Source organism: Pseudarthrobacter sp. rb (genome assembly GCF_056389225.1).
Window position 1 is genome coordinate 154,728 of record NZ_JBWJAR010000003.1, and the last position, 15,171, is coordinate 169,898.

14 protein-coding genes and 1 other RNA gene are annotated in these 15,171 nt (G+C 64.5%); 10 read left to right on the top strand and 5 right to left on the bottom strand.

Annotated elements, in window-relative coordinates; genetic code table 11:
* Window positions 1-79: 79 nt before the first annotated feature.
* The 8 genes from ftsE (at window position 80) to ACWRN3_RS05770 (ending at window position 9,110) form a co-directional block, all read left to right on the top strand.
* On the top strand, window positions 80-868 hold the full coding sequence (ftsE, locus tag ACWRN3_RS05735; protein ID WP_255172629.1) for a cell division ATP-binding protein FtsE: 789 nt from the start codon (window positions 80-82) through the stop codon (window positions 866-868).
* Window positions 865-1,779 carry a permease-like cell division protein FtsX gene (gene ftsX / locus ACWRN3_RS05740; RefSeq protein WP_224026502.1) on the top strand — a complete coding sequence of 305 codons (915 nt, stop codon included), beginning with the start codon at window positions 865-867 and terminating at the stop codon, window positions 1,777-1,779. The genes ftsE and ftsX overlap by 4 nt, the downstream gene beginning before the upstream one ends.
* A gap of 27 nt (window positions 1,780-1,806) precedes the next feature.
* Window positions 1,807-3,237 carry a M23 family metallopeptidase gene (locus ACWRN3_RS05745; protein ID WP_255172627.1) on the top strand — a complete coding sequence of 477 codons (1,431 nt, stop codon included), beginning with the start codon at window positions 1,807-1,809 and terminating at the stop codon, window positions 3,235-3,237.
* An 83-nt stretch (window positions 3,238-3,320) separates the two neighbouring features.
* A complete protein-coding gene (gene smpB, locus ACWRN3_RS05750; RefSeq protein ID WP_043453530.1) occupies window positions 3,321-3,794 on the top strand; it encodes an SsrA-binding protein SmpB in 474 nt (157 codons plus the stop codon).
* Between the two features lie 73 nt (window positions 3,795-3,867).
* Window positions 3,868-4,236: a transfer-messenger RNA gene (gene ssrA / locus ACWRN3_RS05755) on the top strand.
* Window positions 4,237-4,380: 144 nt separating this feature from the next.
* Window positions 4,381-4,845, top strand: coding sequence for a pyridoxamine 5'-phosphate oxidase family protein (locus ACWRN3_RS05760; protein ID WP_255172626.1), 465 nt, complete (start codon window positions 4,381-4,383; stop codon window positions 4,843-4,845).
* A 57-nt stretch (window positions 4,846-4,902) separates the two neighbouring features.
* Entirely contained in the window at window positions 4,903-8,088 is a 3,186-nt protein-coding gene (locus ACWRN3_RS05765; RefSeq protein ID WP_476740095.1) for an HAD-IA family hydrolase, read from the top strand.
* Window positions 8,085-9,110 (top strand): ATP-dependent 6-phosphofructokinase, encoded by a 1,026-nt coding sequence (locus ACWRN3_RS05770; RefSeq protein WP_255172624.1) that lies wholly within the window; start codon window positions 8,085-8,087, stop codon window positions 9,108-9,110. The genes ACWRN3_RS05765 and ACWRN3_RS05770 overlap by 4 nt, the downstream gene beginning before the upstream one ends.
* Here the strand turns inward: ACWRN3_RS05770 and ACWRN3_RS05775 are convergent.
* Window positions 9,080-10,120: a zinc-dependent alcohol dehydrogenase family protein gene (locus ACWRN3_RS05775; RefSeq protein WP_476740096.1), complete on the bottom strand. Its 1,041-nt coding sequence runs from the start codon at window positions 10,118-10,120 to the stop codon at window positions 9,080-9,082. The two genes, ACWRN3_RS05770 and ACWRN3_RS05775, sit on opposite strands and share 31 nt — an antisense overlap.
* 48 nt (window positions 10,121-10,168) lie before the next feature.
* Window positions 10,169-10,639: a pyridoxamine 5'-phosphate oxidase family protein gene (locus tag ACWRN3_RS05780; protein ID WP_476740097.1), complete on the bottom strand. Its 471-nt coding sequence runs from the start codon at window positions 10,637-10,639 to the stop codon at window positions 10,169-10,171.
* 187 nt (window positions 10,640-10,826) lie between these two features.
* On the opposite strand from ACWRN3_RS05780, the gene ACWRN3_RS05785 reads away from it, so the two are divergent.
* The gene (locus tag ACWRN3_RS05785; protein ID WP_476740098.1) at window positions 10,827-11,882 is read left to right on the top strand and encodes a zinc-dependent alcohol dehydrogenase family protein; all 1,056 of its coding nucleotides are present in this window, start codon (window positions 10,827-10,829) and stop codon (window positions 11,880-11,882) included.
* Between the two features lie 54 nt (window positions 11,883-11,936).
* Here ACWRN3_RS05785 and ACWRN3_RS05790 read toward each other — a convergent pair whose 3' ends face one another.
* A complete protein-coding gene (locus tag ACWRN3_RS05790) occupies window positions 11,937-12,401 on the bottom strand; it encodes a pyridoxamine 5'-phosphate oxidase family protein (protein ID WP_324642339.1) in 465 nt (154 codons plus the stop codon).
* 10 nt (window positions 12,402-12,411) lie between these two features.
* Window positions 12,412-13,521 (bottom strand): acyltransferase family protein, encoded by a 1,110-nt coding sequence (locus ACWRN3_RS05795; protein WP_476740099.1) that lies wholly within the window; start codon window positions 13,519-13,521, stop codon window positions 12,412-12,414.
* Window positions 13,522-13,735: 214 nt separating this feature from the next.
* On the opposite strand from ACWRN3_RS05795, the gene ACWRN3_RS05800 reads away from it, so the two are divergent.
* Complete coding sequence (locus tag ACWRN3_RS05800) at window positions 13,736-14,719, top strand: S1C family serine protease (protein ID WP_476740100.1); 984 nt, start codon at window positions 13,736-13,738, stop codon at window positions 14,717-14,719.
* A 73-nt stretch (window positions 14,720-14,792) separates the two neighbouring features.
* Here the strand turns inward: ACWRN3_RS05800 and ACWRN3_RS05805 are convergent, their stop codons facing one another.
* Window positions 14,793-15,170 carry a hypothetical protein gene (locus ACWRN3_RS05805; RefSeq protein ID WP_159631605.1) on the bottom strand — a complete coding sequence of 126 codons (378 nt, stop codon included), beginning with the start codon at window positions 15,168-15,170 and terminating at the stop codon, window positions 14,793-14,795.
* Between the last annotated feature and the right edge of the window lies 1 nt (window position 15,171).

Sequence of the window (15,171 nt, forward strand, 5' to 3'; positions counted from 1 at the left end):
CAAACGAAAACCCGTGCACCGGCTGCAGAACTGGGCTGCATCAGACGGATCAGCCATGCCCTGCAGGGTACTTAGGGCCATGATCCGATTCGAAAATGTCACCAAGGTTTACGACCAGAAAGCCCGACCGGCACTGGATTCCGTCAATCTTGAGATCGACCGCGGCGAATTCGCCTTCCTCGTAGGTGCTTCCGGTTCCGGGAAGTCCACCTTCCTCCGGCTGGTGTTGAAGGAAGACCGCGCCACCTCCGGTGCCGTGTACGTCGCCGGCCAGAATGTCGCCAAGATTTCCAGTTGGCGCGTTCCCCGCCTCCGGCGCGGCATCGGCGTCGTCTTCCAGGACTTCCGGCTCCTGCCGCAGAAGAACGTGTTCGCCAATGTCGCATTCGCCATGCAGGTCATCGGCAAGAGCCGCAGCGTGATCCGCGACACCGTCCCCGAGGTCCTCAAAACAGTCGGACTCGAAGGCAAGGAACACCGCATGCCGCACGAGCTGTCCGGCGGCGAGCAGCAGCGCGTGGCCATCGCGCGCGCCGTTGTCAACCGGCCCGGAATCCTCCTCGCAGACGAGCCGACGGGAAACCTTGACCCCACCACGTCCATGGGAATCATGGGCGTGCTGGACAAGATCAACCAGAACGGAACCACAGTGGTGATGGCCACCCACGACGACGATATCGTCAACGAGATGCGCAAGCGGGTGGTGGAACTCAAGAATGGCGTGGTGATCCGCGACGAAGCCAGGGCCTTGTACACCTCGATGATCCCCGTCGTCGGCCAGTCACGGCGCCTGAAGGACGCCAGCGGCAGGGAAACGCCCGACGCCGGTCTTCCGGGCAGCGGCGCCGAAGGCGAGGCCCAGCGGTGAGGCTCGCATTCATTCTTTCCGAGATCGGCAGCGGCCTGCGCCGCAACCTTTCCATGGTGGTCTCAGTCATCCTGGTCACGTTCGTGTCCCTCACGTTCGTGGGCGCGGCCGGCATGCTGCAGATGCAGATCAACCAGATGAAGGGCTATTGGTACGACAAGGTCCAGGTGGCCATCTTCCTTTGCAGCGAAGGTTCGACGGCGCCGGGTTGCGCCTCGGGGCCCGTCACCCCTGAGCAGCAACAGGGCCTGAACGCGCTCCTGGAGTCACCGGCCGTGGCGCAGTACATCAATGACTTCCAGTTTGAGTCCAAGGATGAGGCCTACAAGCACTTCAAGGACCAGTTCTCCAACTCGCCCATCGTTGATTCCGTGACGCCGGACCAGTTGCCGGCATCGTTCCGGATCAATATGAAGGACCCGGAGAAGTACCAGATCATCAGCGAGACCTTCTCCTCCCAACCGGGCGTGGAAACGGTGATTGACCAGCGCCAGCTGCTCGAACGCCTCTTCTCGGTGATGAACGGGGCTTCCCTGGTGGCAGTGGGCATCGCAGGTGTGATGATCGTCTGCGCGATCCTGCTGATCGCCACCACCATCAGGCTCTCTGCATTCAGCAGGCGCAGGGAGACCGGAATCATGCGGCTTGTCGGTGCATCCAAGACCGTCATCCAGTTGCCGTTCATCCTCGAGGGCGTCATAGCGGCGGTCATCGGTGCAGCCCTGGCCTCGGGCACCCTGTGGGCAGTAGCGCAGTTCTTCCTGGGCGACTACATGTCCCGCCAGTACCCTGACACGGCCTTCATCTCCTCCGGCCAGACCCTGATCCTCGCACCGGCGCTGCTGGTCCTTGGCGGATCCTTGGCAGGAATTTCGTCTCTCTTGACCTTACGCAGATATTTGCGCGTTTAGGCTGTGCACACCGACCGAGGAATGCCCATGAACGTAACTGATCAGACCTTGCACCGCCCCCGGCACAGCCGCGGGCGGTCCGCTGCCCGCCGTCTGGGGATCGTCAGCGGCGTGCTCACCCTCATCCTTTCCGCCGGCATGGCCGTTGCGACTCCTGTGGCGTTCGCAGACGACCTCGAAGACCGCAAGGCTGCGCTCGAGGCTGAAGCTGCCCGTGTCCAGGCGTCCCTGGAGTTTGTCGATTCCCGGATTGCCAAAGCTGCCGGTGACCTGGTGATCTACCAGGGCCAGTTGCCGGGTGCCCAGCAGGCGCTGCTTGAGGCCCAGGGTCGGGTAGCCGGCGCGGTCAAAGAAGTCGAAGCCCTGTCGGCCCGCGTGGACATGGCCCAGCAGAACAAAGCCAAGATCACCCAGCAGCTGGAAACAGACAAGCAGAAGATCGCGGACACCAAAAAACTGATCGGGCAGATCGCCACCCAGGCCTACAAGTCCGGCGGCGTTCCCTCCAACCTGTCTCTCTTCTTCGGTTCCAACAGCGGCAGCAGCCTGACCGAAACCATGGACCTCGCGGACCAGGCCATGCGCAGCCAAAACGCTGCCATGGACAAGCTCAGCCAGCAGAATGCCACCAACGTCAACTCCGAAGCCCGGCTTCAGGCCGTTGAAGCGGAAATCAAGGACCTTAAGGCCAAGGCAGATGCCGCCCTGGAGCGGGAGAAGGCAGCCCGCGATGAGGCTGCGGCCAAGAAGGCCCAGGTTGACCAGCTGATTGCCGACACCACCCGGCTCGATGCCGAGCTCCAGGCGGCCAAGCCCGGGATCCAGGCGCAGCTCGCCGGCGTCCAGGCCAACCAGAACCAGGTGGCCAACGAAATTGCTGAACGTGACCGCAAGGCCCGCGAGGCGTGGGAAGCAGAACAGCGCCGGCAGGCTGAGGCCGCAGCTGCAGCCGCTGCCGCTGCCGCTGCGGCAGCGAACCGCCCCGCCCCGCCCGTCCAGCCGTACGTACCGCCCGCGGCCGGCTCGCCGTCGGCCTTTGGCCTCCGCCATCCTTTCGACGGCAGCATCCCCATCACTTCCGGCTTTGGGTACCGCACCACTCCGCCGGGAACGATCGACTTCTACGGCACCGGCGGCTACATGCACACCGGCATCGACTTCGGTGCCGCCTGCGGCACCCCCGTGTATGCGGCAGCCGCCGGGGAGGTCTTCAGCTCCGGGTGGAACTCCGCCGACGGTGGCGGGTGGCGCGTCAAGATCGATCATGGCGTGATGCAGGGCAACACCCTGACCACCATCTACTACCACAACTCGAGCATCGTGGTCTCAAACGGGCAAAGGGTCTCGCAGGGCCAGCTGATCGCCTACTCGGGCAGCACCGGCAACTCCACCGGCTGCCACGCCCACTTCGAAACCTGGCTCAACGGCAGGGCTGTGGACCCCATGGGCCTACTGTAGGGCACAAGCGCCGCTGCCGTAGACTTGTATAGCTCCGGGCCGAAGGCCCGGAGGCATCCGACCTGAACCCGAGGAGTTTTCCCGTGCCCAAAGAAAGTGGCCGTAAGGTGGTGGCCACCAACCGCAAGGCCCGGCACGACTATCACGTGCTGGACACTTACGAGGCCGGCATCGCACTGATGGGCACCGAGGTGAAGTCGCTGCGCGAGGGCCACGCCTCGATGGTGGACGGATTCTGCACGTTCTACAACGACGAACTGTGGATGGAAGCAATCCACATTCCCGAGTACAACCAGGGCAGCTGGACCAACCACGCTGCGCGCCGCCGCCGTAAGCTGCTGCTGCACCGCGAGGAGCTCATCAAGATTTCCCGCAAGGTCCAGGAAGCCGGCTACACCATCGTGCCGCTCCAGCTGTACTTTGTGGACGGCCGGGCCAAGGTGGAAATCGCCGTTGCCCGCGGTAAGCGTGAGTACGACAAGCGGCAGACACTGCGGGAACAGCAGGACAACCGTGAGGCCCAGCGCGAGATGCGCGAGCGCAACCGCCGGCGCTAGGAATTATTTCGGCAGGGCGTGCGTTAGTATGGATAGTCCGGCAGGCTTGCCAGCCGGTTTGGTAACAAAATACGGGGATGATCGGTTTCGACGGTGTTAGTCGCGACAGGTGAAGCGGGCCGAGGATGCAGAATTATCTCGTAAACGCTTTCTGCAAACCAATAAGTGCCGAATCTAAGCGCACTGACTTCGCTCTTGCTGCCTAAGCAGTAAGACAGTCCGTCAGCCCGGGGTTGCTATCGCCCCGGATCCTGGCGTCATTTAGATAGCCACTGCTGTTTGCTCCCGTCATCGGAGTAAACGGGACTTTTAGATGACTGGGCCCGGATCAGCCAGCTGTTTGCGGCATGGCTGGGGCCGAGAAAATCCGACGCAAACTGCGCCCGGAGAAGCCCTGACAACACGACATCGGACGGGGGTTCAATTCCCCCCATCTCCACCCCGGCGGGCCGGACATCCACAGGATGTCCGGCCCACCCTTGTGAAACACCCCGGTCTTCGGACCGGGGTGTTTTTCTTTGCCATGATCCACGCCCGGGCCCAAATGCTCTACCGGGGCGGACCGGCATGCAGGTACCGTCCACATATGCACAACGATCCGCCACAACCGCCTACGGAAGTCCTGGATGCCGGAACGTGCTGGGACCTCCTGCGCGGCGTCTCCGTCGGCCATCTGGCTGTCCTGGTGGACGGGTATCCGGAAGTCTTCCCCGTCAACTACAAGGTGGATCAACAGTCAGTTGTTTTCCGCACCGGGGAAGGAACGAAGCTGCGGGCCGCCGGGGGACCACTCGCCGTCGCCCTTGAAGCCGACGGCCACGACGATTCCCAGGCATGGAGCGTGCTGGTGAAAGGCAGGGCAGTCATCCTGGAGCCCTCAAAAGAGCTCCTGACCGGGGCCGGCCTCACGTTGTTTCCCTGGCAGGCCGGAGAAAAGGACCACTTTGTCCGCATCGTCCCCACGTCCGTCAGCGGCAGGCGCTTCACCATCACGTCACCGCTGACATGGTGGAACCATGTGGGGCAATCCGCAGGCAGGGACACCGCGTAGCCGCCGGCGGGCCCATCGGCCCTTTGCTGGACGACTCCTTGCTGGTACCACTGACCTATGATCGCGTCCCCTACCGCCGCTGCTGCCAAGCCTCCTTTTGACGCCGTCATTTTCGACCTGGACGGGGTGGTAACCAACACGGCGCTGGTCCACCAGGCCGCCTGGAAGGACGCGTTCGACCGGATCCTGCAGGACCCGAGGATTCCCCCTGGTACCAACCGTGCCCCGCTCAGCAGGGCGGACTACCTCACCTTTATCGACGGCATGCCGCGGGAGGAAGGGGTGGTGCGGTTCCTGGCAAGCAGGGGAGTACATCTCGAGAAAGGCCAGGAGGCGGATGAGGCCGGAGCCTGGACCGGATTCGGCCTGGGCCGGTGGAAGAACGCACTGTTCCTGGAACACCTCGAGCGGGACGGCGTCCAAAGCTACCCCGGGACGCTGCAGCTGCTGCAAAGGCTTACAGGCGCGGGAGTTCCAACGGCCGTGGTCACCTCAAGCCGGAATGCGGCCTCTGTCCTGGACGCAGCGGGTATCCAGGGCTTCTTCACCGTCGTCATGGACGGAGCCACTGCGGCAAGTCTTGGGATGCAGGGAAAGCCCGCCCCTGATGTCTTTCTGGCGGCGGCAGCGAGGCTGGGAGTCGCTCCCTCACATGCCGTGGTGATTGAGGACTCCGCTGCAGGCGTTGAGGCCGGGCGGCGGGGCGGTTTTGGCCTCGTGGTGGGAATCGATCGCAGTGGCAGCCGCCGCCAGCTGGAGGCGGCGGGAGCGGGCACTGTGCTTAATGACGTGGGTGAACTGGACCTGGGGCTGATCATCGGCAACGCCTGGCACCTCGCCTACGAAGGATTCGATGCCCTGCACGAGGGACACCGGGAAGCACTGACCACCTTGGGCAACGGGTACATGGGGATCCGCGGAGCCGTGCCCGAGGGGGGTCCGTTCAGTTACGCCGGTATGTACCTCGCCGGTGTCTACAACCGCGTCATGGTGAATGCGGCCGGCGAAATGCTGCTCGAGGAACACATGGTCAATGCGCCGGACTGCCTTCCTTTGGATATCCGCCTGGACGGCCAGGAGTGGTGGTCAGAGGGCGGCATGACCCCGGTCCGCGAACGCCGGGTCCTTGATCTCAAAAGGGCTGTGCTGGAGCGCCGCCTGCTGTTGAAGGGCGGGGACGGCCGCCGCATAGAGGTGGTTCAAACCCGCTTCGTATCCATGGCCGAACCACATCTGTTGGTGCTCGAGACGACTGTCACCGCACTGGGCTGGAGCGGAGCAGTGGAGGTTCGCAGCGGGATCAACGCCGGTGTCCGCAATGCCAACCTGCCGGAACGCGCCCAGGGGTCCGATGTCCATCTGGCTGACAGGACGGCCCCGCAGTGCGCGGACCAGGACCTGCCCCCGGACGCGGCCTCCGTCGTCGAAGTTGAAACCACCCAAAGCCTGATCCGCATCGCCGCAGCCTACCGGACCCATGTATCTCCCCAAGCAACGGCCATTGAGGACGGCAGGAAAGGGGCCTTCCATTTCCGCACCCTGCTGCTTTCCCTGGACGCCGGTACCGCAGTTCGGATCACCAAGACGGTAGCCGTGGTGACATCCCGTGACCGTGCCATCTCTTCCCCGGAAACGGGCGCCCGCGCAGTGTTGGACCGGGCAGGCGGGGATTTCAATGCCCTCCTTGCGGCCCATGAGGAAGCATGGCGGCGGGAACTCCGTCCATTCCTGGTGGAGATCGACGCTCCCGTCCAGGTACGCCTGGTCCTAAACCTGCACATCTTCCATCTCCTGCAGACGCTGACGCGCCACACCGCCGAACTGGATGCCGGTGTCACTGCGCGCGGACTCCACGGCGAGGGCTACCGCGGCCACGTCTTTTGGGACGAACTGTTTGTCCTGCCTGTCCTCACGTCAAGGACGCCCGATATTGCCCGTTCCGTCATTGAGTACAGGTGGCGGCGGCTTCCCGCCGCACGGCATGCAGCATCGTTGGCCGGGCTGGCGGGAGCAAAGTTCCCTTGGCAAAGCGGCAGCGACGGGAGCGAGGAAACCCCGAAATGGCTGTACAACGACAGGTCCGGCAGATGGGTCCGGGACTACTCGCATCTGCAGGTGCACTCCGGCCTGGCGGTCGCCTTCAACGCCTGGCAGTACTTCCAGGCAACCGGGGACAAGCTCTGGCTGCTTCAGAAGGGGGCTGAACTGGTCATTGAGGTTGCCCGCTTCTTCTTCTCGTTGGCGGCATACGACCAGGATGGTGCGCGGTATCACGTTCGTGGCGTTGTGGGCCCGGATGAATACCACACGGCATATCCCGGCCGCGACGAACCAGGGTTGAATGACAATGCCTACACGAACGTCATGGCGGCGTGGGTTTGCTCCCAGGCCGCGGGGATCATGGCATTCCTGCACGGCAGTGAGCGCGCCGGGCTGATGGACCGTCTTGGCGTCACGGATGAGGAAGCGGCCGGGTGGGAACGTTTGGGGACCACGATGTATGTGCCCTTTCACAGAGACGGGGTCATCAGCCAGTTTGAGGGCTACGAGCAGCTGAAGGAGCTCGACTGGGAACATTACCGCGACACCTATGGTGACATTGAGCGGCTGGACCTGATCCTGGAAGCCGAAGACGACGAAACCAACGGCTACAAGCTGGCAAAGCAGGCAGACGTCCTGATGCTTCCATACCTCCTGGGACACGAGGGGCTGCTCACCGTCCTGCAACGCCTGGGCTACGGGTTTACGCACGAGCAGCTCAACCGGACCATCGAGTACTACCTTGCCAGGACCGCCCATGGTTCGACATTGAGCCGCGTTGCCCACGCCTCCGTGCTGGCCGGAGTTGACGCCGACCGGGCCTGGGACAGCTTCCGTGAAGCGCTCGACGCCGACCTCGACGACACGCAGCACGGCACCACGCGCGCGGGCATCCATTTGGGTGCGATGGCTGGAACCATCGACGTGGTGCAGCGCAGCTTTGCGGGGCTAAGGTTTAGCGGCGACACCATCCTGTTTGCTCCCAACCTGCCCACAGGGCTGCGCGCGGTTGCCTTTGATGTCCTGTACCGGGGACACCGCCTTCGCATTCATCTTAAGGACGGGGACATGAGCATCGCCTCGGCACCCGGTGACGCCGGGCCCATCAAAGTGCACGTGGGTGGCCAGGACGTGGGCCTCCCTCCCGGCGAGACCCGGCATTTTCCGCTGCCTTCCATGGCTTCCGGGGTGGCGGCGTCATGAAGCGGCTGGGGATCCTTACCAGCGGGGGTGACTGCCCGGGAGTCAACGCGGTTATCCGGGGAGCCGTGCTGGGCGGTGACGTTGCGCATGGGTACGAATTCCTGGGATTCCGGGATGGGTGGCGTGGTGTCCTGGAACAGGACGTTGTTCCTTTACCCCGGACGAGCGTCCGGGGGATTTCGCGCCTGGGCGGAACCATCCTGGGCACGTCCAGGACCAATCCGCTGGTAGGGAAGGGGATCGACGGCGTACGCGCCTGCGTCCAGCGCAACGGCCTCGACGGACTGATTGCCATCGGGGGAGAGGGCACCTTGGCGGCGGCCCGCGAACTGTGCGGACAGGGCATCAATGTGGTGGGGGTGCCCAAGACCATCGACAATGACCTCGGCGCCACGGACTACACGTTCGGCTTTGATACAGCGGTCCAGACTGCCACCGAGGCCATCGACCGCTTGCGGACTACAGGCGAATCCCACCACCGGTGCATGGTTGCCGAAGTCATGGGCCGCAACGCCGGCTGGATAGCGCTGCATTCGGGAATGGCTTCCGGCGCACACGCCATCCTGATGCCTGAGCATCCCGTGTCCCTGGACCAAATTTGCTCGTGGGTACTTTCCGCCCGTGACCGTGGCAGGGCGCCCCTTGTCGTCGTGGCCGAGGCCTTCGCCCCCGAGGGCCACCCAGCCCCTTACGCCCCCCGCGGCCTGGATACTTTCGGACGACCGCGCCTGGGAGGCATCGGGTTGCTGCTTGAAGGGGAACTTCAGATAAGGACCGGCATAGAAACCCGTGCCACAGTCCTGGGCCACATCCAGCGCGGTGGCGAGCCCACCGCCTTCGACCGTGTTCTTGCCACCAGGCTGGGCCTGGCTGCTGTCGAGTCAGCGGCGGCAGGAAGATGGGGCACCATGGTGTCGCTCCGTGGCACCGACATCGTGAACGTTGGCCTCGAGGAAGCGCTGGGGGCACTGAAGGTGGTGCCGGAGGCGCGCTACCAGGAGGCCGCTGTCCTGTTCGGCTGACTTTCCTCCGGCCGGAGCCGGAGGACGGCGGATCCCGTAATCCTGTCGGCTGCCAGGTCTTCCAAAGCCCTGTCCGCAGCCTCGAACGGATAGGCGGTGGTGGTGATGGCTAGGGAAAGCCGGGCCGCGAGGGCCAGGAACTCACGCCCGTCGGCCCGGGTATTGGCCGTCACGCTGCGCACCTGGCGTTCGAAGAAGAGTTCCCTGCCGTAATCCAGGGAGGGGATGCCGCTCAGGTGGATCCCGGCGATGGCCAAGGTCCCGCCACGGTCCAGGGCACGCAGCGCCACCGGGACCAGGCCTCCCACCGGGGCGAACAGAATGGCAGCATCGAGCGGTACCGGCGGGCTGTCGTACGCGTCTCCCGCATACTCGGCTCCCAACTCCAGTGCGAGCGCCCGGGCATTTTCAGAACGCGTCATCACGAACACGGAGGCGCCCTGCTTGAGGGCAAGCTGGGCCGTAATGTGCGCAGAGCTGCCGAAGCCGTAGATGCCCAGGCGCCCGCCAACGGGCAGGGCGGCGCGCTTCAGGGCCCGGTATCCGATGATCCCGGAACAGAGCAGCGGGGCGGCTTGTTCGTCGGTGAAGACCGGGGGTACCGGGTAGGCAAAATCCTCTGCGACAGTCATCTGCTCGGCAAAGCCGCCATCCCTGTCCCATCCGGTGAACACCGGCGAGAGGCACAGGTTCTCGTCGCCGCGGCGGCAGTAGTCACAGCGGCCGCAGACACCGCCCAGCCATGCCACCCCGACCCTGTCACCGGCCCTGAAGCGGGAGCAGTCCGGCCCCGTTTCAATGACGACGCCGACTGCTTCGTGCCCGGGCACCACCTGCGGGTGCCGCGGAGGCAGATCTCCCTCAGCGAGGTGGAGGTCGGTGCGGCAAACGCCGCAGACGCTTACTTCCACCAGGATTTCACCGGCTGCCGGCCGGGGCGCGGCGCGGATCCCCTGTACCAGCGGATGGGTGGACACGGCACCGGGCTCATTCACCCACCATGCGCGCACTGTTTCTCCTGCCTGGAGCCTGCTGGCCCGTGCCTCGTGGCGGCCCGCCTACTCGAAGCCGGCCCGGGTTGCGTCGTCCAAGGGGGTCTGCCACAAAAGCGGGGCGCTCACGGTGAAGCGCCGTCCCGTTACCGACTCCGGCGTGATGCGGATGAAATGCTCCTGCCTAACGCCCTGCCAGGGAAACAGGGCCCGTCGGATGTTATCAAGGTCAGGTCCTGTCGGCGCTGTGTCAACAGCCTTGCCTTTGACCACGACGCTCCAGGCCAGGCCGAACTGTGCGCTGACAGCATCCGCTTCCAGCGCCACGGTGGCGTCCGACTGGATGGCCTGCTGCTTGGTGCCGGCGCCGGTCCGGAAAACCAGCGTTTGGCCGTCCACCTTGTAGTTGACGGGAAAGACATCGGGATGGCCATCGGTGATGACGGCAAGCCGCCCCACCCCGGTTTGGCCGAGGAGCGTCCAGCACTCTTCCGCATCGAGGATTTCCGGGACAGGTACGTTTGTGTTGTCAGTCATAGGCCACAGCGTAGGCAACTCTCCGGCGTCCGGAAAGGGCATAAAGGCCCGGCGAAAAAGGAAGGACCTATGGCACTTGGGACCCGCCCGGCACGGTGGGATGCTGTGGGATGCCTGCTGGGGCTGCACAGTCGGCGCAAGCCGCCCGGCACGCCACAGGGCCGGCCTTCAGCCAAAGGAGAATCCCATGAAAGCCCTCGTCTATGGCGGACCCGGGGAGAAGTCCTGGACCGACGTCCCGGACCCCAGGATCCAGCAACCCGGTGACGCCATCGTCAAAGTCGACACCACCACCATCTGCGGCACGGATTTGCACATCCTCAAAGGTGACGTTCCCGCCGTCGAAAAGGGGCGCATCCTGGGCCATGAGGGCGTAGGAACCGTCGTGGAAACCGGTCCGTCCGTCACCGGCCTGAAGATAAACGACCGCGTCATCATCTCCTGCATCAAATCCTGCGGCCACTGCGCCAACTGCAGGACGGGCCTCTATTCACACTGCCTCGGGGCCGAAGGCGCGGAAGGCACCGGGTGGATCTTCGGCCACCTGATCGACGGGACCCAGGCGGAGTATGTCCGGGTTCCCTATGCCGAAAACTCGCTGCACCTGCTGCCTGAGGGCGTCAGCGACGAGCAGGCGGTGATGCTGTCCGATATTCTTCCCACCGGGTTCGAAATCGGCGTCCAGTACGGCCGGGTCAAGCCGGGCGACAGCGTAGCCGTGGTCGGTGCCGGGCCCGTGGGACTGGCGGCGATCACCACAGCCGGGCTCTATGGGGCTGCCACCGTGGTGGCCATCGACCTGGACGCCAACCGCCTCCAAAAGGCGATGGCGTTCGGCGCCACGGACACTGTCCTCTCGGGCAGCGGCAATTGGAAGGAACAGGTCATGGCCCTGACCGGAGGGCGCGGCGTCGACGTCGCCATCGAGGCCGTGGGCGTCCCCGCGACCTTTTCCATGTGCACCGGGATAGTACGGCCCGGCGGATCTGTGGCCAACGTGGGGGTGCATGGAAAACCAGTGGAACTGCATCTGGAAAATCTATGGATCCAGAACATCAACATCAGCATGGGCCTGGTGAATACCAACACAACGCCGATGCTGCTCAGGCTCGTGGCCCAGGGGAAGATCAAGGCGGAGAAATTCGCCACGCACCACTTCGGCTTCGACCAGTTCCTCGACGCCTACGACACGTTCTCCCGGGCTGCCGAGACCAAGGCGCTCAAGGTGATTCTCACGTCGTAACGTCCTGGCTGGAACTGCACGTCCTGACGGGAACTGCGGAGGGTTGCCGGGGGCCTAGAGCCAGTCCGCGGAGAAGTCGACCGGCGGCCACCACCGAGTGCGCGACCGCACGGCAAAACGCCGCCCAGTGATGTCCGTGGGGGTAATGGCCACCAGATGGTCCTTGATACCCGGCTCCCACGGTTCCCGGTCGGCATCGCCGTCCGGCAAAGCCATCCGTTCCTCATCGAAGGGTTCCGGCCGGCCTTTGGCCACTACGCTCCAGACTTCCGTGGCGTACGGATTGAGCCCGTCCACTTCGAGCGCAGCAACTGCCCCACTGAGCAGGGCGCGCAGCTTGGTGCCCGGTGCCGTGCGGAACACCAGCGTTTCTCCGGTAACGGAAAAGTTCACGGGAAAAATCTCGGGCACATCACCGTTGATGACTGCCAGCCGGCCGATGTAGGAGGACCGAAGATACCGCCAGCATTCGTCATGTTTCAACAGTTCGGTCCGGGACCCGGCAGGCGAATCAGTCATGCTACCGATCCTAGAGCCTTGACAGCAGCCGCGCACGGGTGGGTACAGGACCCGGTGTGGCGCCCGGACGTTGGAACAGGAACGTCAACCCACATCTCCTGAAGAGGGATTCGACCCCCACGCAGGCGGCGATGACGGCCGTGGTCAAGGCAAGCGGATAAATAAGCGCGATGGGCAATGACTTCGAGATGGCGGGCCCAACCGGCGACAAGGGGCCGTGGAAAGCCAGGACAAGGAAATCCATAATGGGCGCGTGCAGGAGATAGATGCCAAGGGTGCGCCGCCCAATCCACGACCCTGCCACCGCAATGGGCCGGTACCTGGTGACTGCACTGATCACCGCTACCAGTGCAATCACAGCGGCCAATCCTTGAAGGATGAAGACGGCCTGATCGAGTCCGGGGTGGTTCTCCGGCAGTGCCATCAGGGCAGCGAGGGCCGGGAGTGACACAGCGAGACAGCGCAGCCTGCGGGCGCCCGCGATGTGCAGGAAGATGTTCTTTCCGTAGACACCGGCGGCGAAGAAGACCGCAAGCTCCGGGACATTGCCCCACTGGCCGGCAGTGCTGTCTACCAGCGTTGCGGTGATGATGCTCAGGGCTGCAAGAGCGGCCAGTACCAACCACGACGGGAGCTTCCTGCAGAGGGTCAGCAGCGGGACGTAGACGGCCAGGGCGTAAATGAACCAGAGGGGAGTGTCCGGGGCGATGAGCTGCAGGAAGAAATCACCGACAGAGACAACCCGCTGGGGCCGCGGCGAGCCCGCCAGGACGATGCCGAGCAGTGCATAGAGAAGCAGCCATACGGCGTACAGGTAATAGTTGCTCAGGCTGGAATTCCATGCCCTGCCGTTCCTGAACCCGTTGCGGACCTTGGATGCCGCAAGGATTCCGGAGACGGCAAGGAGCAGCGGCATGCGAACTGAGCCGAGTCCGGTTGCCACCATGTCCCAGAAGGCGAACGCAGCGCTGGCATCGTGCTCGAACCGGAGGAAGTGCCACAACCCAACGTGGAAGAGCACCACCGCGACGACGCACAGGCCCCGCGCCGCATCAATCCATTCGACGCGGACCTTTGCCGGCTGCTCCACAACGGCTGGTCCGTGATTCCCCCATGACATTGCCCCCAAGCTAACAGCGGGGCAGCAGGTATTTCTCTACTTGATGGAATATTGAGCGTTGGGGGTACCCCTCACAAAGTGCAGCGCTGCCCCTGCACCGTTCACCGAAGGCGTAGCAGGCGCGGGACTGGATTCGGGCCCTGCATCGTTGACTTCCGTAAGGCCCCTGAGGGCACCCGACCGCCGAGAGCGGAACTGAATCCGGAGGTGCGCCATGGAACAGGCGCAGGAACCAATGCCAGCGGACACAGGCGACGTCCTGGACTCCTACTCGCAGACGGTGATGCGGGTGGCGGCAGCAGTCACACCCCACGTTGCAGCGATTGAAATGACGGCGCAGCGCCGCAATGGACGGGTCAGGGTGGGCGCAGGTTCCGCGGTCCTCTTCACCGAGGACGGCTACCTGCTCACAAACTCCCACGTGGTGGCCGGCACCCGGCAAGGCTTCGCGGTCTTTGGCGACGGCAGCAGGATGGAGCTGGAACTGGTGGGCGCGGACCCGTTGTCAGACCTTGCCGTGGTGAAAGGTTCGCGGCCCGGGATCCGGCCTGCAGAGTTCGGTGCGGCGGAATCCCTTCGGGTGGGCCAACTCGTGGTCGCAGTGGGAAACCCGCTGGGACTGGCCGGTTCGGTGACTGCGGGGGTGGTCAGCGGCCTGGGCAGGGCTATTCCGGTCTGGTCGGGCGGAAACCGGCGGGTCATCGAGGACGTCATCCAGACAGACGCGGCCCTGAACCCCGGAAACTCCGGCGGTGCGCTGGCGGACACCCATGCCAGGATCGTGGGCATCAACACGGCCGTGGCCGGAGCCGGATTGGGGCTGGCGATCCCGATCAACGCCACCACCCGCAGGATCATCTCCGCGCTCCTGTCAGACGGGAGGGTGCGCCGCGCGTACCTGGGCCTGGTAAGCACCCCCATGCAGCTCGGCTCCAGCGCCGTGATCCGTACCGGGCTGCGGGAAGGGCTCCGGGTCGTTGAGGTGCTGCCCGGTTCGCCCGCAGGCACGGCAGGCCTGTCCGCAGGGGACGTGATCGTCACAGCCGGCGGCCGTCCCGTCAGCAACGCCGAGAGCCTGCAGCGCCTGCTGTTCGCCGATGCCATCGGCCGGCCCCTCGACCTGGCCGTCCTGCGCGACGGCGCCGAGCTCCACCTGACAGCTGTTCCGGAGGAAATGACGGCCAACGGCGCTGGATAAGGGGTCGACGGCGGCCCGGCACCGTGGGCGGGCACGTCCGGAAGGCGAAGTACGGAAGGCAAAGTACGAAAGACTACTGGCTGACCGGTGGCGCTTCCACGTCAGCGATGCCCACGAAACGCGTCCCCACGCCGTCGTACTCGCTGCGGACGCAGCCGGGGCGCACGGCGGGAACGTCGGAAGGGGCATGATGCCCGCACACCACGTAGGTGAAGTCCGGCCACCACTTCTTGGGCCGGGCGGCTTCCTCGTACCCGCAGACGGCGCATTCCAGGTGTACCCAGACGGGCCGCTTGCCGGTCCGGTTGGCCCGTGACTGCACCAGCCAGGGCGGGGGATTGTCCATGATGCCGCGGAGCTCGTCCTCCGACATCCATTTCGGCAGGCCGTGGCGCTGTGCCATCTCAAGGGGAACATCAAGGGTTATTGCTGCGTCGCGTCTGCTGATCATC

Excerpts from the sequence above, each read along its gene's own strand:
- ftsE (WP_255172629.1), top strand. The coding sequence starts at position 80 with ATGATCCGATTCGAAAATGTCACCAAGGTTTACGACCAGAAAGCCCGA.
- ACWRN3_RS05745 (WP_255172627.1), top strand. The coding sequence starts at position 1,807 with ATGAACGTAACTGATCAGACCTTGCACCGCCCCCGGCACAGCCGCGGG.
- ACWRN3_RS05760 (WP_255172626.1), top strand. The coding sequence starts at position 4,381 with ATGCACAACGATCCGCCACAACCGCCTACGGAAGTCCTGGATGCCGGA.
- ACWRN3_RS05765 (WP_476740095.1), top strand. The coding sequence starts at position 4,903 with ATGATCGCGTCCCCTACCGCCGCTGCTGCCAAGCCTCCTTTTGACGCC.
- ACWRN3_RS05770 (WP_255172624.1), top strand. The coding sequence starts at position 8,085 with ATGAAGCGGCTGGGGATCCTTACCAGCGGGGGTGACTGCCCGGGAGTC.
- ACWRN3_RS05780 (WP_476740097.1), bottom strand. The coding sequence starts at position 10,639 with ATGACTGACAACACAAACGTACCTGTCCCGGAAATCCTCGATGCGGAA.
- ACWRN3_RS05785 (WP_476740098.1), top strand. The coding sequence starts at position 10,827 with ATGAAAGCCCTCGTCTATGGCGGACCCGGGGAGAAGTCCTGGACCGAC.
- ACWRN3_RS05790 (WP_324642339.1), bottom strand. The coding sequence starts at position 12,401 with ATGACTGATTCGCCTGCCGGGTCCCGGACCGAACTGTTGAAACATGAC.
- ACWRN3_RS05795 (WP_476740099.1), bottom strand. The coding sequence starts at position 13,521 with ATGTCATGGGGGAATCACGGACCAGCCGTTGTGGAGCAGCCGGCAAAG.
- ACWRN3_RS05800 (WP_476740100.1), top strand. The coding sequence starts at position 13,736 with ATGGAACAGGCGCAGGAACCAATGCCAGCGGACACAGGCGACGTCCTG.
- ACWRN3_RS05805 (WP_159631605.1), bottom strand. The coding sequence starts at position 15,170 with ATGATCAGCAGACGCGACGCAGCAATAACCCTTGATGTTCCCCTTGAG.